This is a genomic window from Allobosea sp. P1_B10 (assembly GCF_056406735.1).
Map to the genome: position 1 here is coordinate 173,798 of NZ_JBFTZP010000006.1, position 25,647 is coordinate 199,444.

Below are 25,647 nucleotides of genomic sequence, written 5' to 3' on the forward strand. Positions count from 1 at the left end.
TGCGCCGCGATCATGCTCGTGCGGCGCTGACTTCGGAGGCTCAGCGCAATGGCGTTCTGCACCCAACGTCGCTATGGTCCGGCACCCACGAAATTACGCTTTGAGGCTGCTCGATGACTGCTCCGTTCAAGAACCTGATCGCCGGCGAATGGGCCGCTGCCGGCAACGCGTCGCGCAACATCAACCCGTCCAACACCAACGATGTCGTCGGCGAGTACTCGCAGGGCTCGGTCGACGATCTCAACAACGCCGTCGCAGCCGCCAAGGCGGCCTTTCCCGCCTGGAGCCGCAGCAATCCGCAGGAGCGCTACGAGGTCCTGAAGAAGGCCTCCGACGAGATTTTGGCCCGCAAGGAAGAGCTTGGCCGCCTGCTCTCGCGCGAAGAGGGCAAGACGCTGGCCGAGGGCATCGGCGAGGCCGGCCGCGCCGGGCAGATCTTCGCCTTCTTCGCCGGCGAGTGCCTGCGCCAGGCTGGTGAGGCCATTCAATCGGTGCGTCCGGGCGTCGGTGTCGAGGTGACGCGCGAGCCGCTCGGGATCATCGGCATGATCACGCCCTGGAATTTCCCGATCGCGATCCCGGCCTGGAAGATCGCCCCGGCTCTGGCCTACGGCAACTGCGTCGTCATCAAGCCGGCCGATCTGGTACCGGGCTCGGCCTGGGCACTGGTCGATATCATCCAGCGCGCCGGCCTGCCCAAGGGCGTGCTGAACCTCGTCATGGGCCGCGGCTCGGTCGTTGGCCAGGCGCTGCTGCAGCACAAGGACGTGCAGGCCATCTCCTTCACCGGCTCGGTCTCGACCGGCCGCAAGGTGGCCGAAGCCTGCATCGCGTCGTCACCGATGAAGAAGATCCAGCTCGAAATGGGCGGCAAGAACCCGCTCGTCGTGCTCGACGATGCCGATCTCAAGACCGCTGTCGAGGCCGCCGTCCAGGGCGCCTTCTTCTCCACCGGCCAGCGTTGCACCGCCTCGTCGCGCCTGATCGTCCAGGACGGCATCCATGACCGCTTCGTCGCGGCCTGCATCGAGCGCCTGCAGGGCGTTGTCATCGACGACGCGCTGAAGTCCGGTACGCATATCGGCCCGGTCGTCGACCAGAGCCAGCTCGACCAGAACCTGAAATACATCCAGATCGCCAAGGACGAGGGCGGCACGCTGGCCTTCGGCGGCGAGTTGCTGAAGCGCGAGACCCCCGGCTTCTATCTTCAGCCGGCGCTGTTCACGGGCACGACCAACGCCATGCGCATCTCGCGCGAGGAGGTCTTCGGGCCGGTTGCCAACATCATCCGCGTCAAGACCTACGAAGAGGCCCTGGAGCTGTCGAACGACACCGAGTTCGGCCTGTCCTCGGGCATCTGCACGACTTCGCTGAAGTATGCGACCCACTTCAAGCGCAACGCCGAGGCCGGCATGGTCATGGTCAACCTCGCCACCGCGGGCGTCGACTACCATGTGCCGTTCGGTGGCCGTAAGGGCTCCAGCTACGGCCCGCGCGAGCAAGGCGCCTATGCCCGGGAGATGTATACGACGGTCAAGACGGCCTACACGCTGGCCTGAATGTCCGCTGCGATCGCGTGAAAGGCCGCGCCCGCCTCGGGCGCGGCCTTTTCTGTTTCAGTAGGGCAGGCCGACATAGTTCTCGGCCAGCGCCGCCATCGCATGATCCGAAGAGACGAGGTAGTCGAGCTCGGCCTGCTGCATGCGCTGAGCGAAGGCGCCGCTTTCGGGGAAGCGGTGCATCAGCGAGGTCAGCCACCACGAGAAGCGCTCGGCCTTCCAGACTCGCGCAAGCGCCTTGGCGGAATAGCTGTCGAGACCTGCCTTCGAGCCTTCGATGAAAAACTCGACCAGCGCCTGCGAGAGACAGTGCACGTCGCTTGCGGCGAGATTCAGCCCCTTGGCCCCGGTCGGCGGCACGATATGGGCGGCGTCGCCGGCCAGGAACAGCTGCCCGAAGCGCATCGGCTCGGCCACGAAGGAGCGCAGCGGCGCGATCGATTTCTCGATGGATGGCCCCGTGATAAGGGCCTCGGCTGTCGCGGGGTCGAGACGGCGGCGCAGTTCGTCCCAGAAGCGATCATCCGACCAGTCCTCGACACGCTCCCCGGCTTCGCACTGGACATAATAGCGGCTGCGCGTCGGCGAACGCATCGAACACAGGGCAAAGCCGCGTTCGTGCCGCGCATAGACCAGCTCGGGCGAAACCGGCGCGACATCGGCGAGCATGCCGAGCCAGCCGAACGGATAGGTCCGCTCGAAATTCGTGATCGCGCCCTCGGGAACGCTGGCGCGCGATACGCCGCGATAACCGTCGCAGCCGGCGATGAACTCGCAGTCGAGCCGCTGCGCGGTGCCATTCTCGCGATAGGTCACGAAGGGGCTCGCGTTGTCGAAATCATGCAGCGCGACCTCGCTCGCTGCGTAGACAGTGCGGCCTCCCTGCGCCTCCCGCAACTCGATCAGGTCGCGCGTCACCTCGGTCTGGCCGTAGATGGTGACGTGCTTGCCGCCGGTCAGCGTGTCGAGCGCGATGCGGTGGCGCCGGCCGCCGAAGAGCAGGTCAAAGCCGCTGTGCCGCAACCCTTCCGCATGGAGTCGTGTGCTGGCGCCGACTGTGTCGAGCAGGTCGACAGTGCCTTGCTCAAGGACACCGGCACGGATCCGGCCCAGCACATGCTCGCGGCTCTGGCGCTCGACAATGACGCTCGCGATGCCGGCCCGATGCAGCAGGTGTCCAAGGAGCAGTCCGGCTGGCCCCGAGCCGATGATGGCGACCTGCGTCCGCAAGGGCATCTCCTGACTGGCGCATGGCGCGCAGTCAGAACAAGTTGCCACAGCAACTAAATCGAGGGAAGCACGCCGTGCAACTCGGCGATGCTGGCGATGCAATGATGGCTCAGCGGCGTCAGCGTCTCGCGCGTGCCTGTGCCCGTCAGCACCGCGACCCTCAGGCCGGCGCCAGCGGAACGGCCCATCTCCATGTCGTGGCTGTTGTCGCCGATGACCGCTATCTCGCTCGGATGGAGCCCAGTCGCCGCGCAGAACCCGAGCACCATGCCCGGGCCGGGCTTCACGCCATGACCGGAATCATAGCCGCAGGCGAAGGCGATATGCGGCGCAAGGCCGAAATGCAGCGCTGTGGCATCCACCGCAGCCGCGCTGTCACTGGAGGCAATGCCGAGCGCCAGATCACGCTCCCGCAAGCCCGCAAACAAGGCGGCAAGGTCGCAGACGGGCACCATGCGCGAGACTGCGCCCTGGAACAGAAGGTCCAGTGCCGCCACGAGATCGGCCTCGGGAAGAGGACTTCCGGCGCAACTCCAGGCCTGCGCCAGTTCGTTGGTGTTGCCCGCTGCCAGCAGCGAATCCGCCATGGCCAGCCCGCTGCGCGGGTCGGCGCCCGCCGCGCGAAGCAGGCGGGTGGCGAGTGCGGCATCGCCTTGGGCCGCCAGGAGGCTCGCTTCGAGATTGATCGGCGGCCAACTCGCACCATAGTCGAGCAGCGTTCCGTCCTTGTCGAAAAGCAGGCCGCGGATCACGCCTGGATGTCCTTATTCGACCGGGATCACGTCGACTGCGATGCCGATCTCCTGCGAGCCCGGGCCGACGATCACGCCGTCGAGCGGCGAGACATCGGCATAGTCGCGGCCGAAGGCGGTGACGATATGATCGTCGGCGACGATCAGGTCGTTTGTCGGGTCGAGCCCGATCCAGCCGGTTCCGGGTCCGCACCACAGCATCACCCAGGCGTGACTGGCGTCCGAACCTTCGAGCCGCTTCTGGCCAGGCGGGGGAATCGTGCGGATATACCCGCTGACATAGGCCGCCGGCAGGCCCAGGCCCCGCAGGCCCGCGATCATGATGTGGGCGAAGTCCTGACAGACGCCGTGGCGCTCGCGAAAGGCCTCGGCGAGCGGCGTCGAGACTTCCGTCGCGTCGGGATCATAGGTGAACTCGCGCCGGATACGGCCCATCAGCTCTGCGGCGGCCTCCAGAACAGGCCGCTTGGCGGGAAAGCTCGTGCGGGCATAATCGACGACCTCGGCGACCGGCGGTACCAGTCGGCTCGGATAGAGGTGATGCGTCGGGGACGCCGGCGACAGGCTCGACGAGGCCAGCGCCATTGCGCCGATCTCTTCCCAGCGCGGCGTCAATCCGGCGTGAGGCGGTGCCGGACGATTGACCTCGACGCGGGCCCGCATCTCGACCTTCAGTTCGCGATGCGGCTTGGCGATCGTCAGCGTCGTCATGTGATTGCCGAAGAAGCAGAACCCGTCGGTCCGCTCGACAGGTCGCGGCGTCACGAGCAACTCGCTGCGGGCGATGCTCTGGCCGCCATCCTCGCGCGGAAGCAGCCGCAGGATGCAGCGCGCGAACGGGACCGAACGGCTGTAGCCGTAGGTCGTTACGTGGCGGACGTCGTAGATCACGCGATGCCTGTGAGCCTCGAACCTTCCGGCCCGCTGTTCTGGAGGAAGTACCGGTCGGCGATGGCGCTGGAGAGCCCCATCAGCAATTGCTCGAACAGCAGGATGCTGGCGCGGTCCAGCCGACTCGCCTCGGCCGTGCGGCATTCGGCTGCAAGCTTCAGCACCAGCCGTCGCGGTGGTTCGAGCATGCCGTCCTCGGTCAGCGACGGCAGGTTGGCGATCTCGGTGTCGAGGCGGTCAACCTGGAAGGCGACCGAACGCGGATTATAGGGATCGAGCATCACCAGATCGAGCACAGGGTGCAGGCTCGCGCCGAGCAGGTAGCGCGAGCGGTATGTGATCTGCGAATCCGTGAGGTCGAGCAGGGCGTCGAGTCCGTCGCTCTGGGCCGTTGTCTCGGCGAAATGGCGGGCGAAGCGACAGGTGGCGATGCCGCGCTCGAGCCGGCGGCCGATGTCCAGGAAGCGCCAGCCGGCGCCGCGCACCATGTTCTCCTGGCTCAGCCCCGAGAAGGCTGCCAGCGTTTTCAGGGCGCGATCCGCCGCCTCGAACACCTCGCCCTCGCTTGGCTGGCGCGCCGCATTCAGTGTCAATTGCTGCTGCAGGTCGCCAAACAACCGCCAGGCGTCGATCGAGAGCCGCTCGCGGATGACCGATGCGGTGCGCCTGGCCTCGCCGACATTGGCGCGCGCCGAACCGTATTCGGAGGAATCGAAGAGGGCGGACGTCGCCTGCGCCAGGATAGGCGAGCCCTTCGCGGCTGCTGCCCGGGCCGGGCCGCCCTTGGCGCTTTTGGCAGCCGGCGCGGCGCCCCAAGCTACCAGCAGGTTTGCGAGCCGGCGCACCGTATCGGGCCGCGCGGGATTGGTGATGTCGGCGTCGAGCAGCCGGCCGAGCAGGGCACGGACCAGCCGCAGCGTCGCTTCCGTGCGCTCGAGATAGCGGCCGAGCCAGTAGAGGTTGTCAGCCGCGCGGCTCGGCAAGGTTCCGACGATCCGGCGGATCGGGATGCGGTCCCCGGCGGGCAGGAGCGTGACCTGCTCGACAGGCGCATCCGACGTTACCCAGACATCGCTCGAACGCACGCCGCTGCGCATGGTCACGGCCCGCGCATCCGGTTGGTCGGAAATCCGGCAGAACCCGCCCGGCATGACCTTCCAGCCATCGGGCGTCGCCGCCGCGAAGACGCGCAACGTCACCGGATGCGGCTCGAGCCGCCCCTGGTTGAACACAGGCATTGTCGAGAGGCTCACCACCTCCTGGCCAACATAGTCCATGCCGCGCGCCTTGATGCGGGCGCGCAGGGCCTCGCGCTCGGGCGCCGGCAGGTCACCCGCCACGACCGGCTCGGTGTCGAGTCCACCGCCCGCCGAGCGGAACGCCGGCGAAATGCTCATCTCGTCGAACCTGTCGAGGACGATCTCGCGCTCGCGCGGCTGCCCGCACCACCAGGTCGCGACATTGGGCAGGATCATGTCCTCGGCGAGCAGCTTGCGGCCGAGCGCAGGCAGGAAGCCCAGGAGCGCCCGTGCCTCGACCACGCCCGAGCCGAGCCCGTTGGCGACATGCACCTGGCCCTGCCGAACGGCCTCGACGAGCCCCGCTACACCGAGCGCCGAGCGTGCATTCAGCTCGAGCGGATCGGCGAAATCGCCGTCAATGCGCCGCCAGAGCACATCGGCGCGCTTGGGCCCGCCGATGGTGCGGACATGGATGCGCCCGTCGCGCATCATCAGGTCGCCACCCTCGACCAGCAGGAAACCGAGATAGCGAGCGAGGTAGGCCTGTTCGAAATAGCTTTCGCTGAGCGGGCCGGGCGTCAGCAGGCAGATGCGCGGATCGACGCGGCGCGAACGCGCCACCAGCCCGGCGCGGAAGCCCTGGAAGAAGGTGGCCAGGCGCTCGACATTCATCGAGCGGAACAGGTCGGGGAAGGCGCGCGCCAGAGCGAGCCGGTTCTCCAGCGCATAGCCGATACCAGACGGCGCCTGCGTACGATCCCCCAGCACCCACCAGCGCCCGTCGGGGCCGCGTCCGAGATCGGCGGCGTAAAGCTGCAACGCGCCGCCACCCGGCGCGCCCTGCAGGGGCCGCAGATAGTCCGGGCTGCCCGAGACGACGGCCGCGGGCAGCAGCCCCTTCGCGATCATCTCGCCGGGGCCGTAGATGTCGTCGAGCAGGGAGCCGAGGATCTGCGCGCGCTGCGCCACGCCAGCCGCGATCGTCTCCCACTCTGCGCCCGTGATAACGAGCGGGACGTGGCTCAGGGGCCAGGCGCGCTCACCGGCGAGGGGGTCGCGTTCGTCGAGGTCGCCAAGGACGCGATAGGATACGCCGGTGTCGTGGACATGCCGGTCGGCGAGGCCGAAGCGCTGGCCGAGATCGTCAGGCGACAGGCTGCTCCACTCCGCCAGGAATGGCTCCCAATGCGGGCGGATGGTGCCGTCGGGCGCCATGAATTCGTCAAAGGCGCCCGGTAGCGGGCGATAGCCGGCCAGCAGAGCGTTGCGCCGCTCCGTTTTCACGCGCGTCGACGGTGATCTGCCCTGCAACGCCATGCCTTTGCGTCTACACTCCTCGGGGACGCCGCAAATCCAGCGTGAACGGGAATTCGGCGCTGCGCTCTTCGGGCGGAATCGCCAGCGCGCCGGGACTATGCCCGATCGCTTCGAAGCGCGCGAGCCGCCGCGCCTCCGCCTCGTATGAATTCACGGGAGGAGTCTCATAATTGCGTCCGCCGGGATGGGCGACATGATAGACGCAGCCGCCGATCGAGCGCCCGACCCAGCTGTCGACGATGTCGAAGGTCAGCGGCGCATGCACGGGAATCGTCGGATGGAGACCAGAGGCCGGCTGCCACGCCTTGAAGCGCAAGCCCGCGATCGCCTCGCCCGATGACGCCAGCGTCGTCATCGGCAGGCGCCGTCCGTTGCAGGTGATGACATGGCGGCCCGGCACCAGGCCGGTCGCCTTTACCTGCAATCGCTCCACCGAGCTGTCGACATAGCGCACCGTGCCGCCGATCGCGCCTTCCTCGCCCATGACATGCCAGGGTTCGAGCGCCTGCCGCAGTTCGAGCTCGACCCCGCCATGCGCGACCTTGCCGAAGAAGGGGAAGCGGAACTCGGCCTGCGCCTCGAACCAGACGGGATCGAAGGCGTAGCCGGCCTGGTTGAGATCGGCGAGGACCCCGCGAAAATCCTGCCAGACCATCTCGGGCAGCATGAACTTGTCATGCAGCGCCGTGCCCCAGCGCACGAGATTGCCGGCTTGCGGCTCGCGCCAGAACCAGGAGATCAGCGCCCGGATCAGCAGTTGCTGCGCCAGCGACATCCGCGCATCCGGCGGCATCTCGAAGGAGCGGAACTCGATCAGCCCGAGCCGGCCGGTCGGCCCATCGGGAGAATAGAGCTTGTCGATACAGATTTCGGTCCGATGGGTGTTGCCGGAGACATCGACCAGGAGATTGCGGAAGAGCCGGTCGACCAGCCAGAGCGGGATCGCGCCTGCACCTGGGCCCGGCACCTGTGCGAGCGCGATCTCGAGCTCATAGAGCTGGTCCTGTCGGGCCTCGTCGATGCGCGGAGCCTGGCTCGTTGGCCCGATGAACAGGCCGGAGAACAGGTAGGAGAGCGACGGATGGCGGTTCCAGTAGAGGATGATGCTCTTGAGCAGGTCCGGCCGGCGCAGGAAGGGCGAATCCGGCGGCGTCGAGCCGCCCAGCACGACATGGTTGCCGCCGCCGGTGCCGGTATGGCGCCCGTCGACCATGAATTTTTCGGCGCAGAGCCGCGATTGCCGCGCCTCCTCATAGACCCCGCGCGTGATCTCGACCGCCTCGCGCCAGGTCCTGGCCGGGTGGATGTTGACCTCGATGACGCCGGGATCGGGCGTCACCTTGATCACGCTGAGGCGTGGATCATGCGGAGGCGAATAGCCCTCGATATGGACCGGCAGGTTGAGGTCATGTGCCACCGCCTCGACGCTGGCGATCAGGTCGAGATAATCCTCGAGCTTCTCGACGGGCGGCAGGAAGACGCACAGGATGTTGTCTCGCACCTCGAGGCTGAGCGCGGTGCGCACATGCTCCCCGCCGATCTCCTGCTCTGTGCGGTCCTGCGCATCCGAGCCGGCGGCAGGCGCGATGGTCCGTGACATCTGGTGGTGGGCAGCGGGATCGACCCCACCCCACGAGAGCTCCCCCTGAGGAGCGGGCACGGCCCGGGTCTCGGAATGTGTTCCGGAGGGCGCGCTCCCGGTGCTGGCTGACCCATCATTCGAGATGCCGCTTCTCTGCTCCTCGGGACGAAGGCTCACTGGCGGCTGCCCGCCCGCCTGAGGCAGGGCCCCCCGCGGTTCCATCGGGTCCTGCGGATGGATATGCGGGTACTCGTCCTTCGGGACGACCGGCAGCGAACCCAGCGGCAGGCGGTAGCCGACGGGTGAATCGCCGGGGACCAGGAACAGTTTCCCGCGCCGCAGCGACCACTTCTCGGAGCGCCAGCGACGGTCGCCGGCCTGGCTCTGCCAGCGCTGCACGGGAATGACATAGCCGCGCGGCTTGCCCAGTCCGAGCTGGAAGACCTGCGCCATGCGGGCGCGCTCTTCGGGATCGGAAAGCTTGGAGTCGAGCGGGTCGACATTGTCGGGAAGCTGGGCCTCCTTGAGCAGCCAATGGCCGGTGTCCTCATAGGCCGGCAGGACATAGTCGGCGCCCAGGCCCAGCTTGTCGGACAATCCGGCCGCCAACGCCTCGGCGTCCTGGATCGAGGCCGCAGCCTCCAATTCGCGATCGCCGCCGGTCGGCGCACCGGGTTCGCGGGCGATCAGTGCCGCGTCGCGCCAGATCGGCTCGCCGTCGGCGCGCCAGTACAGCGCAAAAGCCCAGCGCGGCAGGCTTTCGCCCGGATACCACTTCCCCTGGCCGTAATGCAGCATGCCGCCGGGTGCGAAGCGTTCGCGAAGCTTGCGGATCATCACATCGGCGCGCTGGCGCTTGGTCGGGCCGACGGCGGCGATATTCCATTCCTCGCCGGTCTGGTCGTCGATCGAGACGAAGGTCGGCTCGCCGCCCATGGTCAGGCGCACGTCCTGGGCCTGGAGATCGGCCTCGACCTGCTCGCCCAGCGCGTCCAACCGCTGCCAGGATTCGTCGGAGAAGGGCAGGGTGATGCGCGGCACCTCATGCACCCGCGCCACGCTCATCGAGAAGTCGAAGCTGGTCTCGGCATAGCTCGCGACGCCCGATACCGGCGCGGCGGAGCGGTAATGCGGCGTCGCGGCCAGCGGCAGGTGCCCCTCGCCTGTGAGCAGGCCCGAGGTCGGGTCGAGGCCGATCCAGCCGGCGCCGGGGATATAGACCTCGCACCAGGCGTGGAGATCGGTGAAGTCCTTGTCGGTGCCGCGCGGACCCTCCAGCGGGTCGATATCGGCCTTCATCTGGATCAGGTAGCCCGAGACGAACCGCGCGGCGAAGCCGAGATGGCGCATGATCTGGACCAGCAGCCAGCTCGTGTCGCGACAGGAGCCGGACTTGATGTCGAGCGTATGCTCGGGCTCCTGGACGCCCGCCTCCATGCGGATGCCATAGGCGATGCCTTGCGCCAGCCGGGCGTTGAGATCGACGATGAAGTTGACGGTGTTGACCGGCTCGCGCGGGATCGTCGCGAGATAGGCCTGCAGCAGCGGTCCCGCTGGCTCGGTGACGAGGTAGGGAGCCAGCTCCGCTCTGAGTTCGTCTGGGTAGGCAAAGGGGAACGTCTCGGCGTCGGACTCGACGAAGAAGTCGAACGGATTGATGATCGATAGCTCGGTGACGAGATCGACCTCGATCCGGAATTCATGCACCGGTTCGGGAAAGACGAAGCGTGCCAGCCAGTTGCCGCTCGGGTCCTGCTGCCAGTTCACGAAATGCTCGGCGGGCGAGACCTTTAGAGAATAGCTGTTGATCGCGGCGCGGCAATGCGGCGCCGGCCGCAGGCGGATGATCTGGGGCCCCAGCGTAACCGGCCGATCGTAGCGGTAATGGGTGACGTGGTTCAGCGCCGCGATAATGGCCAAGGGCTACGTCCCTGCTTTGGTCGTCGCGAGGCGGAACGCCAGGCTGACCCACGTTAGCGATGCGCATGAAGCCCGCAAGGCCGCATCGTGCGTAAGCTCGCGCCGCCAAAACGGACGGTTGCATATTAACTGTGCAGAATTTCCCTGACTGGTGCTTTCGGCTAATCGCCCGCGCGCTGGACATCGCGTACGGACTGGACGCACATTGCGCCCAAGGCCGTCATCCCGGCCGTAGACATAAACAATGGGGAATTCCATGCGTCACGTTGCAAAGTTGATGGCTGCATCCGCCTTTACGGCGTTGATGGCCACGACTGCCTATGCCCAGACCCCGAAGGATACGGTGGTGATGGCCAAGCAGATCGACGACATCATTACGCTCGATCCGGCCGAGTCCTTCGAATTCTCCGGTGCCGAAGTCGTAGCCAACGTCTACGACAAGCTGATCGGCATCGACATCAACAAGAACAACGCTCTGGTGCCGGAGCTCGCCGAGAGCTGGACCGTCAGCGCCGACAGCCTGACCTACACCTTCAAGCTGCGCCCCGGCGTGAAATTCCATTCCGGCAATCCCGTCACCGCTGCCGACGTGGTCTATTCCTTCCAGCGCGCCGTGACGCTGAACAAGTCGCCGGGCTTCATCATCACCCAGTTCGGCATCAACAAGGATACCGTCCTCGACAAGGTGAAGGCGGTTGACGACCACACCGTGGTCATCACGGTCTCGAAGCCCTATGCGCCGACGTTCTTCTACAATTGCCTGACATCGGGCGTCGGCTCGGTGGTCGATTCCAAGCTGGTCAAGGCCAATGTGAAGGACGGCGACTGGGGCAATGGCTGGCTGAAGCTCAACTCGGCCGGCTCCGGCTCCTACAAGGTCCGTGCCTATCGTCCCAACGAGCAATACGCGCTCGATGCCAATGAGAGCTGGTTCAAGGGCGCCCCGAAGACGAAGCGAGTCATCGTCCGCCACGTCGCCGAGCCCGCCTCGCAGCGCCTGCTGCTCGAGAAGGGCGATATCGACATCGCGCGCAACCTCTCCAAGGACCAGCTCGCCGCGATCAAGTCGAACAAGGACGTCCAGACCGTCCAGGGCGACAAGGGCTATATCCTCTATCTCGGCCTGAACCAGAAGAACCCGAACTTCGCCAAGCCTGAAGTTCGCGAGGCGCTGAAATACCTGGTCGACTACGACTCGATCGAGCGCAACATCGTCGAGGGTACCTTCAAGGCGCATGAATCCTTCCTGCCCAAGGGCTTCCTGGGCGCGATCGACGACAAGCCCTACAAGTACGATCCCGCAAAGGCCAAGGAACTGCTCGCCAAGGCCGGCCTGCCCAACGGCTTCAGCGTCACCATGGACGTCCGCTCGGTCAGCCCGATCACCGACATCGCGCAGGCCATCCAGTCGAGCTGGGGCCAAGCCGGCATCAAGCTTGAGCTCATCCCGGGCGACGGCAAGCAGACGCTGACCAAGTACCGCGCCCGTACCCACGACATCTATATCGGCCAGTGGGGCCCGGACTATCTCGATCCGCACACCAATGCCGAGACCTTCGCCATCAACGAAGACAATGGCGACGATGCGAAGTCGAAGACGCTGGCCTGGCGCAATGCCTGGGACATCCCGGCGATGACCAAGGCCACGCAGGCCGCGGTCCTGGAGTTCGACGCCGCCAAGCGCGCCGATACCTACGGCGTGCTCCAGCGCGAACACCAGAAGGTCTCGCCCTTCGTCATCATGTTCCAGCAGGTCGAGGTTTCTGCCGAGCGCAAGAACGTCGCTGGCTGGGCCATCGGGCCGACCTCGGACACCAATCTCTACGCTCCGATCGTGAAGAACTGATCCTCCGGGACTTAAGACCCGCCGCGGCCTCGAGGGCCGCGGCGGGCTTTTTGCTTTGGGGGACCAGCCGCGTGCCCCGCTGCATCACGATCACTTCGTAAAAGGCCACCATGAATTCGCGCCATAACAAGAAACGGACCCGTTCATGACGAACGTGACGCAGACGCCGGTGAGCCGGCGTTCGTTCGGCGAGACTGCGCAGCGCTGGAGCCGCATTCTCGGGCGCGAGGTCAGCACCATCGTCATCACCTTCTTCGGCCTGCTGCTGATCACCTTCCTGATCGCGCGCGTGATCCCGATCGATCCGGTCCTTGCCGTCGTCGGCGACAATGCTCGGCCTGACGTCTATGACGCCGCCCGCGTGGCGCTCGGGCTCGACAAGCCGCTCTGGCAGCAATTCGCGATCTATGTCGGCAAGGTCTTCACCGGCGATCTCGGCCGCTCCGTGCTGACCTCGAACACCGTGGTCGACGATATCAAGCGCGTCTTCCCGGCGACGCTGGAACTCGCGACGCTCGGCACGCTGATCGGCTGCACGCTGGGCATTCCGCTCGGCGTCGTCGCCGCCGTCTATCAGGGCCGCTGGCCCGACCAGATCGCCCGTGTCATCGGGCTGTTCGGCTACTCCATCCCGATCTTCTGGATCGGCCTGATGGCGCTGCTCCTGTTCTACGCCAAGCTCGGCTGGGTCGCGGGGCCCGGTCGCGTCGGCATCGCGTATCAGGATTTCGTCACGCCGATCACCGGTATCGTGGTCATCGACGCGATGCTGGAAGGCGAATGGGAGGCCGCGGGCGATGCCTTCTCGCACCTGATCCTGCCGTCTTCTGTGCTCGCGCTCTTCAGCCTCGCCTATATCAGCCGCATGGCACGCAGCTTCATGATCACCGAGCTGCAGCAGCAATACGTCATCGCAGCCCGCGTGAAGGGCATGTCGGAGTTCCGCGTGATCTGGCGCCACGCGTTGCGCAACGCCTTCGTGCCGCTGATCACCGTGATCGCGCTGTCGTACGCCCATCTGCTCGAGGGCTCGGTCCTGACCGAGACGATTTTTGCCTGGCCGGGGTTGGGTCGCTACATCACCAATTCGCTGCTCAATGCCGACATGAACGCCGTGCTCGGAGGCACGCTGGTGATCGGCGCGGTCTTCATCGGCGTCAACCTGCTGTCCGACATTCTCGGCCGGCTCGTCGACCCCAGGACGCGGTGAGGCCATCATGACCACCTGGACCGACTACCTCACCACGGATTCCCCGACCTCGCGCCGCCAGGCGCGGCTCGGCCAGCTCTACCGGCAGTGGCTCGCGTTCCGGCGCAACAAGCTGGCGATGCTCGGGCTCGGCATCGTCATCGCGCTGCTGCTGGTCGCTGCCTTCGCACCTCTGATCGCGACCGCCGACCCGCTGGCGCAGACCCTCGACAAGCGCCTGCTTCCGCCGTCGATGGTCAACTTCTTCGGCACGGATTCGCTCGGGCGCGACATCTTCAGCCGCATCGTCTACGGCACCCGCGTGACGCTGGTCATCGTGATCCTGGTCGTGGTCACGGTTGGCCCGGTCGGCCTGCTGATCGGCGCAGCGTCCGGCTATCTTGGCGGCTGGGTCGACCGGCTGCTGATGCGTGTCACCGACGTCTTCCTTGCCTTCCCGCGCCTCGTCCTGGCGCTGGCCTTCGTCGCAGCGCTCGGGCCAGGACTGGAGAACGCGGTCATCGCCATCGCGATCACCGCCTGGCCGCCTTACGCCCGCGTCGCGCGCGCCGAGACGCTGATCATCCGGCAGCAGGACTACATCGCCGCGGTGCGCCTGCAGGGCGCCTCGCAATGGCGCATCGTCTGGAAGCATGTCGTGCCGCTCTGCCTTCCGTCGCTGATCGTGCGCACCACGCTCGACATGGCCGGCATCATCCTGACCGCCGCCGGCCTTGGCTTCCTTGGCCTGGGCGCACAGCCGCCGATTCCCGAATGGGGCGCGATGATCTCGGCCGGGCGCGAGCAGATCTTCGACCAGTGGTGGGTTGCAACCTTCCCCGGCGTCGCGATCTGCGTGGTTGCACTGGGCTTCAATCTGCTCGGCGACGGGCTGCGCGACGTCATGGATCAGAGGTAAACCGATGCGCGCCATGACAACCCCGACGGAGCAGCCTCTGCTCGAACTCGACAACCTCCGGGTCAATTTCCATACGCCAACCGGGATCGTCCGCGCGGTGCGCGGACTTTCCTTCACACTTGGCCGCGAGCGGCTCGGCATCGTCGGCGAGTCCGGCTCCGGCAAGTCGATGACAGGCCGCGCCATCCTCGACCTGATCCCGCATCCCGGCGAAGTGCTGGCCGATCGGCTGGTCTATCGCGGCCAGGACATGCTGACGATGGACAAGCGGTCGCGCCGAAAGCTGCGCGGCCGCCATATCTCGATGGTGATGCAGGATCCGAAATTCTCGCTCAATCCGGTCCAGACCGTCGGCGAGCAGATCGCGGAGGCCTATCGAGTCCATCACAAGGCGAGCGCCCGCGAGGCCAAGCAGCGCAGCCTCGACATGCTGGAACAGGTGCAGATCCGCGAGCCCGGCCGCGTCTACGAGCTCTATCCCCACGAGGTCTCGGGCGGCATGGGCCAGCGCGTGATGATCGCGATGATGCTGATCGCCGAACCCGATATCCTGATCGCCGACGAGCCGACATCGGCGCTCGACGTCACCGTACAGCTTCAGGTTTTGAAGATCCTCGACGATCTCGTCACCAGCCGGGGCATGGGGCTGATCTTCATCAGCCACGACCTGCATCTGGTGCAGTCCTTCTGCGACCGGGTCATCGTGATGTATGGCGGCAAGGCGATGGAGACGATGCCGGCGGCCGAACTCGCAGACGAGAGCGCCCGCGACCGCCGCCATCCCTACACGTTGGGCCTGCTCGGCTGCCTGCCCGATCTCGACCATCCCAAGGACAAGCTCGCCACCCTAACCCGCGACCCCGCGTGGCTGGGATGATGGTTTTGCGATTGAGCCACGACCGTCATTGCGAGCGTAGCGAAGCAATCCAACTTCGTAGCGCCCGGGACGTCCTCGATTGCTTCGCTGCGCTCGCAATGACGGGCCGAAAGGCGTTCCCATGACCACCGAACCTGCCATCGTCCTCGACAAGCTGAACGTCTCCTTCGGCGACTCGCATGTGGCGAAAGACCTCTCCTTCTCGGTCCAACCGGGCGAGAGCTACGGCATCGTGGGCGAATCCGGGTCGGGCAAGTCAACCGTGCTGCGCGTGCTCGCCGGGCTGAACCGCGACTGGAGCGGCAATGTCGCGATTCTCGGGCAGAGCCAGCCAAAGGTCCGGAACAAGGCCTTCCACCGCGCGGTCCAGATGGTTTTTCAGGACCCCTACGGCTCGCTCCACCCCAAGAAGACCGTCGACGACGCGCTTGCCGAACCGCTGACGATCCACGGCATCCGCGATGCCGAGGCCCGCATCGGTCGCGCGATGGCCGATGTCGGCCTGCCGCCATCCTTCCGCTTCCGCTATCCGCACCAGCTCTCGGGCGGCCAGCGCCAGCGCGTCGCGATTGCGCGCGCGCTCGTGCTCGAGCCGACAATCCTGCTGCTCGACGAGCCGACATCTGCGCTCGACGTCTCGATCCAGGCCGAGGTGCTGAACCTGCTCCAGGCGTTGCGGCATGAGCGCAAGCTCACCTACATCCTGGTCAGCCACGATCTCGCGGTGGTGGCGCATATGTGCGAGCGCCTGCTGGTGATGCAGTTCGGCCGCGGCGTCGAGGAGATGACGGCGGGGACGCTGGCGTCGCGTTCGCCGCAGACGGCCTATGCCCAGCAATTGCTGACCGCCAGCGAGGGCTTCAAGCGCAAGGTTGCCTGATGGGGCAGGGCTGCCCTGCACGCTTTCATCTTGGAGCGCCACTAAAACCGTCTCATTGTTGGCGCTAATATCAGGCTCGGCAGGTTTCAGGCTTGCCTGAAGCCCTGAGGCCGCTGAGGAGTCTAGAGATCCCATGGATGCCACCGCCGATCATGTGCTGAGGCCGGAAACGACGCCTGAGCGCACCCCAGTGCCGCCTTTTGACCTCGTCATTTTCGGTGCCGGTGGCGACCTCGCCTTGCGGAAGCTGTTTCCCGCGCTGGCACAGCGCAGCCGCGACGGCGTGCTGCCCGATGAGAGCCGCGTCATCGCCATCGTCCGCAAGGAAGAGGATGTCGAAGGCCTTCCCAAGCAGGTCGCCAAGCGGCTGGCTGAGGAGGGGCTGGGTCCCGATCAGGTCGCGGCGTTCCTGCACCGCCTGACCATGGTGATGCTCGACGCGGTCAAGCCCGAGACTTTCAAGGCGCTGAAGAAGGCGCTGGGCGAGACCGACCGGGTGCGTTCGTTCTATCTGTCGACGCCCCCCGAGCTGTTCATCCCGATCTGCCAGAATCTGGCCAAGGCCGATATCCTCACGCCGACCTCGCGCGTCATCCTCGAGAAGCCGCTGGGTCATAATCTCGCCTCGGCCCGCGAAATCAACGACGCCGTGGCGGCGATCCTGCCCGAAAGCCGGACCTACCGGATCGATCACTATCTCGGCAAGGAGACGGTCCAGAACCTCCTGGTGCTGCGCTTCGCCAACACGCTGTTCGAGCGCACCTGGTCGAGCCGCGACATCGACAATGTCCAGATCACGGTCGCCGAGACCGTCGGGCTGGAAAGCCGGGCCGGCTATTACGACAAGGCCGGTCACATGCGCGACATGGTCCAGAACCATCTCATGCAGCTGCTGACCCTCTTTGCCATCGAGCCGCCCAACATGCTCGAGGCTGGCGCGGTCCGCGATGAGAAGATCAAGGTGCTCAAGGCACTGCGGCCTATCGTCGGCCCTGATGTCCAGCGCTACACCGTGCGCGGCCAGTACGGCCCCGGCCAGATGGATGGCCAGCGCGTGCGCGGCTACACCGACGAACTAGGCCACGCCAGCAACACCGAGACCTTCGTCGCCATCCGCTGCGAGCTCGACAACTGGCGCTGGGCCGGCGTTCCGATCTTTCTGCGGACCGGCAAGCGCATGGCGCAGCGCTATTCCGAGATCGCCGTGACCTTCAAGCCCGTGCCGCACTCGATCTTCGGCAATGGCAGCGGTGACCGGCTCGATGCCAATCGGCTGGTGATCCGCCTGCAGCCCAATGACGGCGTCCAGCTCCAGCTGATGATGAAGGTCCCGGGCTCCGGCAAGCTGAAGATCGTGCCGCGCCAGCTCGATTTGCGCTATTCCACGGCCTTCGACGAGCGCACGCCAGACGCCTATGAGCGGCTGCTCACGGATGTCATTCGCGGCGACCAGACCCTGTTCATGCATCGCGACGAGGTCGAGCAGGCCTGGGCCTGGGTCGACCCGATCATCGCCGGCTGGCAGGATTATTCGCCGCATCCGCATCGCTATGCGGCCGGCTCCTGGGGGCCGTCGCAGGCGATCGGCCTGATCGAGCGCGAGGGGCGCTCCTGGGCCGATCCGGAGGATTTCGGATGAGCGCCATGGCCGGACCCGTCGCATGGCATCGCTTCGAGACACTGGCCGACGCCTCCGAGGCGCTGGCGGAGGCTGTCTCGGTCAGGTTGCAGGCCGTCCTCGCTGAACGCGGTACGGCCCTGCTGGCGGTGCCGGGCGGCACCACACCGGCAAAATTCCTGGCGGCGCTGGGTTCGCACAAGCTCGACTGGGACAAGGTCACGCTGCTGCCGACCGACGAGCGCTTCGTCGCCACCAACGATCCCGCTTCGAACGAGCGCATGATGCGCGCAAGCTTCGTGCCCCTGCGCGAGGGTAGGGCGCGCTTCCTGTCCTTCCACGGTCGCGGTGACACCCTCGATGCGGCGGCCGCCGCCATCGCGTCTGAGCTCGCCGCGCTGCCGCCGATCGATCTGCTGGTCAGCGGCATGGGCGCGGATGGCCATGTCGCATCGCTGTTTCCCGGCGAGCGCGCCGCGACCATGACAGATCACGGCCTCCACGCGTTGGCTGCTCACCCCGAAGGGCTCCCGGCGCGCATCTCGCTGTCGCCGGCGCGGCTGCTCAGTGCCGGCTGGGCCGCGCTGCTCGTCGCCGGAGCCGACAAAGCGCAGACCCTCACCACGGCGCAGGCCTTGCCGGGCGCCTATCCAGTCGGCCTCATGCTGGGACGCGCCCAGGGGCTCGACGTCTATTGGGCGAAGGCTTAAGCCGGCCGCAGCCAATCAGGAGAAGCTACATGTCCGATCAACCCGAGATCGCGCGGCTTGCCGCATGCGGCGTCGTGCCCGTGGTTGTCATCGATGATGCCCATCTCGCCGAACCGCTGGCGCATGCGTTGCTGGCCGGCGGCATCGACGTGATCGAGGTCACGCTGCGCCGCCCCGCCGCAATGAACGCGCTCGAGACGATCGCACGCGAGGTCCCCGAGATCCTCACGGTGGCCGGAACGGTGGTGACGCCGGCACAGGTCGCCGATGTCCAGCAGGCCGGCGCGCAGGCCGTCGTCAGCCCTGGCTTCAGCGAGGCGGTCGACGATGCCATGCGCGCCGCCGGCCTGCCATGGCTGCCGGGCGTTGCCACGGCGTCGGACTGCATGCGCGCGGTCGCGGCCGGGCGGCTGGTCTGCAAGTTCTTCCCGGCCGAGCAGGCCGGCGGGACCTCGGCCCTGAAGGCGCTGTCGGGACCGTTCCCGCAGATGAAGTTCTGCCCCACCGGCGGCGTCGGGCTCAACAATCTCGCCGATTACCTCGCGCTGAAGCAGGTCATCTGCGTCGGCGGCTCCTGGCTCGTTCCAGCCGATGCGATCGCCGAGCGCGACTGGGCGAGAGTCACCAGGCTGGCCAAGGAAGCGCGCGAGCGCGTGGCGGGCCTGCGAGGCTGAACACCGCTGTCCCACACGCGCCGCAGTTCGAAAGCGGCGTGTGTGGGATGAGCCGTGTCACGCGGCGAGCTTGCGCTCCACCATCGCGGCGATCGCCAGCGAACTGGTGAGCCCCGGGCTCTCGATCCCCAGCAGGTTCACGAGATCAGGCACGCCATGCGTCTCCGGCCCGTCGATGCGGAAGTCGGGCATCGGCTCGGTGGGGCCGTGCAGCTTGGGCCTGATGCCGGCATAGTCGGCCACTAGCGCCCCGTCCTGGAGGCCCGGCCAATAGGTCCGGATCGCGGCATAGAATTTATCCGCTCGCGCGGGATCGACCACCAGGTCCTGGTCGTGCTCGACCCATTGGACGTCGGGCCCGAATTTCACGCGCCCACCCATGTCGATGGTCGCGTGGATGCCTAGGCCCGCCGCTTCCGGTATCGGATAGACCAGATGGGAGAAGGGCTGCTTCCCGAGCAGTGCGAAATAATTGCCCTTGGCGAAACTCTGCACCGGCACATGCTCGGCCGGGAAGCCGGCGAGCCTGCCCAGCAGACGCGGCGCGCCATGACCGGCAGAATTGACGATGGTTCGCACCGAATAGGTTGCGGGGTCCTCGCCGCCGAAATCGACGCTGAATCCTTTCCCTTCGCGGCGCCAGCCGGTGATCGGCGTGTTGAGCGCAAGGGATCCGCCCGCCGCCTCGCATTCGCCGAGCAGCGACAGCATCAGGGCATGGCTGTCGACGACGCCGGTCTCCGGGGAGAGGAGGGCGATCTCGCAGGTGACTTCCGGTTCGAGCGCACGCGCCTCGCGCGCGTCGAGATAGCGTAGCGAATCGACACCCGATGCCTTCGCCCGCGCGGCGATGGTCTCCAGCGCGGGCTTCTGGGCGTCTGAAGTCGCGACGATGAGCTTGCCGCAGGCCTTGTGAGGCAGGCCGCGCTCGGCGAGATAGGCATAGAGCAGCTTGCGCCCCTCGACGCAGACCTTCGCTTTCAGCGAGCCCGGCGGATAATAGATCCCGGCATGGATGACCTCGCTGTTGCGGGCAGAGGTCTGGGTCCCGATGCCGTCGGCCGCTTCGGCGATCACGACCTCGCGTCCAGCCAGCGCCAGAGCGCGGCCAGTCGCGAGGCCGACGACGCCGGCCCCGATCACAAGGCAGTCGATGTCGCTCATCTGTCCGCTCAGGCTCAGGCGGCCTGCTGCGGCATCGACGTCTCGATCAGGCTTGCCCAATAGGTCACGCCGACAGGGATCGCCTTATCGTTGAACTCATAGGCGGGATGATGGAGGCCGGCCGAGTCGCCGTTGCCGATATTGATGAAGGCGCCGGGGCGCTCCTCGAGCATATAGGAGAAGTCCTCCGAGCCCATGGTCGGCGGGATGTCGGCGGTGATCGAGCCCGCGCCGAACACGCGCTCGGCGAGCCCTGTCACGAAATCGGTCTGCGTGGCGTGGTTGAACGTGACCGGATAGCCGCGATGGTATTCGAGATCGTACTTCATGCCATAGGCATTCATTAGGCCGGCGGTGATCTCGGTGATGCGCTTCTCGGCGAGGTCACGCGTCGCAGGCGTCAGCGTACGGATCGAACCCTTGATCTCGACCGTCTGCGGAATCACGTTGAAGGCCTCGCCGGCATTGAAGGCCGTCACCGAGACGACGATCGATTCCAGCGGGTTGACGTTGCGCGAGGCGACGGTCTGCAGCGCCGTCACGAGCTGGCAGGCAGCGACGATGGGGTCGTTGACGTTGTGGGGCGCAGCCGCATGGCCGCCTTTGCCTTCGATCTTGATGTGCAGGCGATCGGCTGCGGCCATCGCCGGACCCTTGGTGATCTCGAAGCGGCCGAGCTCGAGGCCCGGACGGTTGTGCATGCCGTAGACCTCCTGGATGCCGAAGCGGGTGATCATCCCGTCATCGATCATCGCCTTGGCGCCGGCGCCGCCTTCTTCCGCGGGCTGGAAGATCAGCACGGCGGTGCCGTCGAAATCGCGGGTCTCGGCCAGATACTTCGCCGCGCCGAGCAGCATAGCGGTGTGGCCGTCATGGCCGCACGCATGCATCTTGCCGGGAACCGTCGAGCGGTGCGGAAGATTGGTCTCCTCGTGGATCGGCAGCGCATCCATGTCGGCGCGCATGGCGATGACGCGGCCGGACGCCTGGGTCTTGCCCTTGATCACGCCGACGACGCCGGTCTGGCCAACGCCGGTGACGACCTCGTCCACGCCCCAGGCCTTGAGCTTCTCGGCGACGACACCCGCCGTCCGGTGCACGTCGTATTGCAGCTCGGGATGGGCGTGGAGGTCGCGGCGGATCGCAGTGATCTCGGGGGCAAGCGCGGCAATCAGTTCGGATTTGGGCATCGGATCCTCGATGGACGGAAGACGGCAGACTCCGCAGGAAACGGGTTGCCATGCCATGAAGCTAGCGCGGGAAGCCTGCCGCTGTCCAAGCCGTTTGCGTCATGAGGGGTGGGAGGTGGCGTCATGGTGAAGGGCGGCGGCCGGTACCCGGCCCACCGCCCTCGTTGCCGGCCGACTGTGACCTGCCTCGCGGCCGAGGTCAGACCCCATCGGCGCCTGGCACGCCGACAATGCGCAGGCCCTGGCCCATTCCGACCGTCAGATAATGTGCAAGAGGCCCCATGCCGCCGACTTCGACGCCCGGATTGACCTCGTCATAGGCGCTCGTGTCGAACCAGCGCGAGGGGTCGCGGTCTTCGCGCCAGCCAAAGGCCTGGTAGTGCTGGTATCCGGTGCTGAGCAGACCGCGCCCGATGGCGGCGGCGACGTCGGTATGCTGGGCGAGATACCAATCCTCGTCGAAGAGGACGTTGGGATCGCGTCCCTCGCGGGCTCCGAAAACGGCGTAATGCGCTGCCGCGGTGAAGCCTGGAATGGTCTCGACGGCAGCCGCCACATCCGGGTTGTTGGCCAGATAATGCTTCGCGTCGAACAGGTCGGCGCCCAGGGAGGCGGGCTTGTCGAGGAGCACGACCTGGTCGGAAAACCGCAGGAGTTCCATGCCGCGCAACGTGTCGCTGCCATGGCTTTCGCTGGCGACCGAGACCGAGCCGTCGGCATTGCGCGTGATCGATGCTGCCGCTGCAGCGATGGCGTAATGCGCGACATCGGTGCCCGCGCCGCCGACGAGCAGGTCGTCGCCTGCGCCACCCACCAGTACATCGTCGCCGTCCTGGCCATAGATTGCATCGTTGGCAGCCGTGCCAAACAAGGTCTCGTGGCCGCCCGCTCCCTGCACGACGGAGAGTTTCGAGACCTGGACGTAGTCGACCTCGTAGAGAAATGACTGGTTTTCGAGCGAGCTTTCTGCGGGTTTGAATATTGATTCGAATGCGTCGCCCCATTCGTCATTTGGCGCCCAGATGTTCAAATGGACAGCCATCGCCATAGTGGGCACGACATTGTGCTCGACTCTCACTTCCTTGCCATCGACCAGCCAACGCACGGAATCAGGCAGCCATTCGATCCGGTATGTGTGCCAGTCTCTGATGGTGCCGGAGAGGCCATGGTACTGGGAGTGTCCGCCGCCGAGAGGTTCATTGGCGTAAACGTTCGTCTGGATCTCGTTGGGGTGCTTGGTCACTGCCTCGAAGTCGATCTCGTCATGACCGCTGTTCGTTCCGGCGTAGGTGAACAGCCCCGCGACGAGGCCGCGCTGCTCGGTCTGGAAACGGCCTGAAAATTCGAACGCAAGTCCGGAGGATACGGCGAATTTCTGGTGTGTGATGGCCTCCGAGCCGCTGAACGCATTGCCATCCAGGAAGGTGTCCAGCACGAGCTGCAACGCGCCATTTTGTGCTTTAGGCAATTCCTGTTTTTGCTGCGTCCGGCCGATATAGGACGGGTTATCGTTTAGCTGCCAGTGGTTGATATCCCAGATACCGGCGTTGATGGGGCCGTTGGTGGAGAAGTCCTCTCTCAGAAGAATTGCGGTTTCCGCCAGAGCGCCTGCCATCGGGTAATCTCCCCCAGAAAATATCGACGTGGTTTCAAAAATATTCGAGATGGTCGTCGGACGAATATCGATGTCGCTCTTCGCGCATTCACCGCCTTGACGGTCCAGGGCGGCACGCGAATTGATCAGGCATCAGGCGGGCGGCATCGCCGATTCCACGACGCGGCCGGAGGCAATCTCGTCGGCTTGGCGCTCCCCCTCTCGGCCTGCGGCCCGAGGAGCCCATGCTCATCTCGCTGAGTTAGAACGAGTATTCGAGACGAACGCCATGACCGCCCGTCCCGATCGGTTGACCATGCGTCCAGGAAATGGGGTTTTCTGTGCCGCGGGTAGCGGTGTCGCCGGTTTCAGCCGCGAGGGCCGCAATCGTGCATCCGCCGAGGTCGTCGGCGTCCTCTGGCGAGGCCTACTGCTTTTTGGTCAGGTAGAGCGGTACGGACAGAACGATCTGGATCGAGGTACCGGTCTTGCCGGTACTGGCGCGTGAGAGCGAACCGGCCAACGCAACGCCGAAAAGCTTGTTGTCGGCGCTGTCGTATTTCTCGAGTTCCAGCCGTGCAAGGACCTGCCGAACAGGTGTTGCGCGGATGATCGAGCCGATATTGGCGCCGCCGAAGGTCGCGTAGCCGGCCTTGCCCGTGAGCTTCCAGCCATTGTCCCATTGCCGGTAGGCGCCGACATAGCCGCCATAGACGGGTTCGACGCTGCCAGGCCCCGAATTCACGGCGACGTAGGTCAACGCGAGACCGGCCAGCAAGCCGCGTGTCCGGTCTTCGTCGAAGGCATAGTCGGCATCGAGCCCGCCCGACCAGGTAGTCGTGAGCGGCGAGCCCGGTGCGACGTGGAGCGGACGCGAGACCGAGCCGGAGACAGAGAGTTCAGGTATGAAGCCTGCCTGTTCGGTGAACGTATAGTCGAGGCCCGCGTTGAAATTGCCGAGAGTCAGCCGTGTCCAGGGGCTCGAAATCGCCTTCGAGCTGCCGAAGTCGATGCCGGCATACAGGCTCAGCGCGTCGGTAACGTCGATGGTCAGCGGCGCATCGATCGACAGGCTGTTGCTGGAGCCGCCGGTGATCGAGAAGAAGCCGCGACGCCCGATGACGAAGCTGTTCCCCGGCGCCCGCATCAGCGTGGTCGACAGGTCGATATAAACGCTCGGGGTCGTCGAGGTTGCGTCCGCGTCGCTCGCGCCGTCCTCGTCGGACGAGGCATCGTCATCGGCGGCCGCCGCCTTGCCGAGCCGCCGCTCGGCGCCGAGGCTGGCCGAGGCCGGGAGCGCAAGGGCCAGGGCCAGCGCCGCCAGGAAGGCGCGCGACAAGCGTCCCGCAGGCTCCGGCCGCCGCTCGCTCCCCCCGCTCATGGCCGTGACACTGCTCCTGCCGCTTGCCGCAGCCTACACCAGTCTGCGGACGGGCTCCTGCGCTTTATACGCCGTACTCTGTGCGCCAGGCCGCGATATCCTCGAGCGCGACGTTCGACCCGCAGAGCACGAGCCCGACACGTTCGCCGGGCTTGAACAAGTGAGTGTTTGCTACTGCCGCGGCGACGACGGCGCCAGCCGCAGGCTCCAGCAGGACGCGGCCGTTTTGCAGGACCCAGGTGATTTCGCGCACCGCCTCGGCATCGGGCACCACGATGATGTCCTCCAGGAACTGTCGGGCGGCGGCCATCGTCCGCTCGGTAGCAAAGGGGGCGCCCAGCGCGCGGGCGATCGAGGTCGGGCGGATCGCAACCGGATGCCCGGCTTCCAGCGCCTGGGTCATAGTGGTTGCGCCTTCCGTCTCGACGCCATGGATGCGCACGGCGGGATCGAGGCCCTTCAGCGCGGCGCCGACGCCGGCGGCAAAGCCACCGCCGCCGATCGAGATGAAGACATGGTCGAGCCGGCCGCTGGCGTCATTGGCGAGTTCGAGGCCGAGCGAGCCATGCCCGGCAATGATCGCGGGGTCGTCATAGGAATGGACGTTGGTCATGCCCTTGGCAGCGTAGGCATCGGCCTTGGCGAAGGCCTCGATCGAATCCTCGCAGAGCTCGACCTCGCCGCCCATCTGCTTGGTCATGGCGATATTGAACGGCGCGACGTTCTTGGGCATCAGCACCAGGGCCCGGGCGCCCATGGCGCTCGCGACCATGGCGATGGCGATGGCATGGTTGCCGCCCGAGACGGTGACGATGCCATTCTTCAGTTCCGTCTCGCTCAGCGACATCAGCTTGTTGAAGCAGCCGCGCACCTTGAACGAGCCCGCCAGCTGCAGGCTTTCGACCTTGACCACGGTCTCGACTCCGAGCCGGGCCGACAGGCCGGCACTGTGGAATGTCGGGGTCCGCCTGATCCTGCCGGCGATGCGGGTCGCTGCAGCCTGGATATCGGCAAGGGTGACGTCGAAGTTCATGACAAGGCGCGCCTTCTGTTGAGCAAGGTCGTTATAGGGGGCTGTTTGCGCTGGGTCACCGCTTCGCGCGCAAGCCGGTC

General features: G+C 66.2%; 19 protein-coding genes. 9 read left to right on the forward strand and 10 right to left on the reverse strand.

Annotated features, from left to right (window positions below):
* The first annotated feature begins 113 nt into the window (after nt 1-113).
* Nucleotides 114-1,559, forward strand: a complete 1,446-nt coding sequence (locus tag AC1D2L_RS15250) for an aldehyde dehydrogenase family protein (RefSeq protein ID WP_476846727.1) — start codon at nt 114-116, stop codon at nt 1,557-1,559.
* Nucleotides 1,560-1,616: 57 nt separating this feature from the next.
* Here the strand turns inward: AC1D2L_RS15250 and pobA are convergent, their stop codons facing one another.
* From pobA to AC1D2L_RS15275, 5 genes are read right to left on the reverse strand one after another with little or no spacing between them, the layout of a single operon-like run.
* A complete protein-coding gene (gene pobA / locus AC1D2L_RS15255) occupies nt 1,617-2,789 on the reverse strand; it encodes a 4-hydroxybenzoate 3-monooxygenase (RefSeq protein ID WP_476846728.1) in 1,173 nt (390 codons plus the stop codon).
* Between the two features lie 53 nt (nt 2,790-2,842).
* Nucleotides 2,843-3,541 carry an HAD family hydrolase gene (locus AC1D2L_RS15260; protein ID WP_476846729.1) on the reverse strand — a complete coding sequence of 233 codons (699 nt, stop codon included), beginning with the start codon at nt 3,539-3,541 and terminating at the stop codon, nt 2,843-2,845.
* Nucleotides 3,542-3,553: 12 nt separating this feature from the next.
* Nucleotides 3,554-4,432, reverse strand: a complete 879-nt coding sequence (locus tag AC1D2L_RS15265; protein WP_476846730.1) for a transglutaminase family protein — start codon at nt 4,430-4,432, stop codon at nt 3,554-3,556.
* Nucleotides 4,429-6,957, reverse strand: a complete 2,529-nt coding sequence (locus tag AC1D2L_RS15270; RefSeq protein WP_476846731.1) for a circularly permuted type 2 ATP-grasp protein — start codon at nt 6,955-6,957, stop codon at nt 4,429-4,431. Before AC1D2L_RS15270 ends, AC1D2L_RS15265 begins: the two co-directional genes overlap by 4 nt.
* 43 nt (nt 6,958-7,000) lie before the next feature.
* A complete protein-coding gene (locus AC1D2L_RS15275) occupies nt 7,001-10,492 on the reverse strand; it encodes a transglutaminase family protein (RefSeq protein WP_476846732.1) in 3,492 nt (1,163 codons plus the stop codon).
* 256 nt (nt 10,493-10,748) lie between these two features.
* Here AC1D2L_RS15275 and AC1D2L_RS15280 point away from each other — a divergent pair, with 256 nt between their 5' ends.
* From AC1D2L_RS15280 to eda, 8 genes are all read left to right on the forward strand, one after another.
* Complete coding sequence (locus AC1D2L_RS15280; RefSeq protein WP_476846733.1) at nt 10,749-12,338, forward strand: ABC transporter substrate-binding protein; 1,590 nt, start codon at nt 10,749-10,751, stop codon at nt 12,336-12,338.
* A gap of 145 nt (nt 12,339-12,483) precedes the next feature.
* Nucleotides 12,484-13,548, forward strand: coding sequence for an ABC transporter permease (locus AC1D2L_RS15285; RefSeq protein WP_476846734.1), 1,065 nt, complete (start codon nt 12,484-12,486; stop codon nt 13,546-13,548).
* A 7-nt stretch (nt 13,549-13,555) separates the two neighbouring features.
* Nucleotides 13,556-14,446 carry a nickel transporter permease gene (nikC, locus tag AC1D2L_RS15290; RefSeq protein ID WP_476846735.1) on the forward strand — a complete coding sequence of 297 codons (891 nt, stop codon included), beginning with the start codon at nt 13,556-13,558 and terminating at the stop codon, nt 14,444-14,446.
* Nucleotides 14,447-14,459: 13 nt separating this feature from the next.
* Nucleotides 14,460-15,323 carry an ABC transporter ATP-binding protein gene (locus AC1D2L_RS15295; protein WP_476846736.1) on the forward strand — a complete coding sequence of 288 codons (864 nt, stop codon included), beginning with the start codon at nt 14,460-14,462 and terminating at the stop codon, nt 15,321-15,323.
* A 121-nt stretch (nt 15,324-15,444) separates the two neighbouring features.
* A complete protein-coding gene (locus AC1D2L_RS15300) occupies nt 15,445-16,203 on the forward strand; it encodes an ABC transporter ATP-binding protein (RefSeq protein WP_476846737.1) in 759 nt (252 codons plus the stop codon).
* A 133-nt stretch (nt 16,204-16,336) separates the two neighbouring features.
* On the forward strand, nt 16,337-17,842 hold the full coding sequence (gene zwf / locus AC1D2L_RS15305) for a glucose-6-phosphate dehydrogenase (protein ID WP_476846738.1): 1,506 nt from the start codon (nt 16,337-16,339) through the stop codon (nt 17,840-17,842).
* Between the two features lie 5 nt (nt 17,843-17,847).
* Nucleotides 17,848-18,531, forward strand: a complete 684-nt coding sequence (gene pgl, locus AC1D2L_RS15310) for a 6-phosphogluconolactonase (protein ID WP_476846739.1) — start codon at nt 17,848-17,850, stop codon at nt 18,529-18,531.
* 29 nt (nt 18,532-18,560) lie between these two features.
* The gene (gene eda / locus AC1D2L_RS15315) at nt 18,561-19,205 is read left to right on the forward strand and encodes a bifunctional 4-hydroxy-2-oxoglutarate aldolase/2-dehydro-3-deoxy-phosphogluconate aldolase (protein ID WP_476846740.1); all 645 of its coding nucleotides are present in this window, start codon (nt 18,561-18,563) and stop codon (nt 19,203-19,205) included.
* A gap of 57 nt (nt 19,206-19,262) precedes the next feature.
* Here the strand turns inward: eda and AC1D2L_RS15320 are convergent, their stop codons facing one another.
* The 5 genes from AC1D2L_RS15320 to AC1D2L_RS15340 all read right to left on the reverse strand — a co-directional run bounded on the left by AC1D2L_RS15320 (nt 19,263) and on the right by AC1D2L_RS15340 (nt 25,567).
* Nucleotides 19,263-20,369, reverse strand: a complete 1,107-nt coding sequence (locus AC1D2L_RS15320; RefSeq protein ID WP_476846741.1) for an NAD(P)/FAD-dependent oxidoreductase — start codon at nt 20,367-20,369, stop codon at nt 19,263-19,265.
* Nucleotides 20,370-20,383: 14 nt separating this feature from the next.
* Entirely contained in the window at nt 20,384-21,559 is a 1,176-nt protein-coding gene (locus AC1D2L_RS15325) for a M20 aminoacylase family protein (RefSeq protein WP_476846742.1), read from the reverse strand.
* A 199-nt stretch (nt 21,560-21,758) separates the two neighbouring features.
* Nucleotides 21,759-23,174 carry a family 16 glycosylhydrolase gene (locus tag AC1D2L_RS15330; protein ID WP_476846743.1) on the reverse strand — a complete coding sequence of 472 codons (1,416 nt, stop codon included), beginning with the start codon at nt 23,172-23,174 and terminating at the stop codon, nt 21,759-21,761.
* A gap of 406 nt (nt 23,175-23,580) precedes the next feature.
* Nucleotides 23,581-24,534, reverse strand: coding sequence for a hypothetical protein (locus AC1D2L_RS15335; RefSeq protein ID WP_476846744.1), 954 nt, complete (start codon nt 24,532-24,534; stop codon nt 23,581-23,583).
* 64 nt (nt 24,535-24,598) lie between these two features.
* Nucleotides 24,599-25,567: a threonine ammonia-lyase gene (locus AC1D2L_RS15340; protein ID WP_476846745.1), complete on the reverse strand. Its 969-nt coding sequence runs from the start codon at nt 25,565-25,567 to the stop codon at nt 24,599-24,601.
* Between the last annotated feature and the right edge of the window lie 80 nt (nt 25,568-25,647).